Origin of the sequence: Vicingus serpentipes (genome assembly GCF_007993035.1) — a bacterium.
In the GTDB taxonomy this organism is placed as follows: Bacteria; Bacteroidota; Bacteroidia; order Flavobacteriales_E; family Vicingaceae; genus Vicingus; species Vicingus serpentipes.
Window position 1 is genome coordinate 1 of record NZ_VOOS01000030.1, and the last position, 295, is coordinate 295.

1 protein-coding gene is annotated in these 295 nt (G+C 37.6%); it reads right to left on the reverse strand.

Annotated features, from left to right (window positions below):
• The coding region (locus FRY74_RS12935; protein WP_223265889.1) for a hypothetical protein at positions 1-295 on the reverse strand (295 nt) is incomplete at both ends.

Genomic DNA, 295 nt, shown 5'->3' on the forward strand with positions numbered 1-295 from the left:
GTAGCTGCTAAGATTAACGCATCTCCTAAACAAATTGGAGCTACTACATCTGGTGTAGCTGATAAATTAGGATTCACTGTTACTGTTACCGTTACTAAGCTATCACATCCACTTGCTGCAACTAATGTTTCAACTCCTGATGTATTTGATGCATCATAGGTTGTTCCATTAAACATAAATGAATCTCCACTGCAAATTGTTGAATCTAACACTCCTGTAATTAATGGCAATTCTGTTAATGTAACTGTTATTGTACTGTCACATCCACTTGCTGCTGTCAACACCTCTGTTCCTG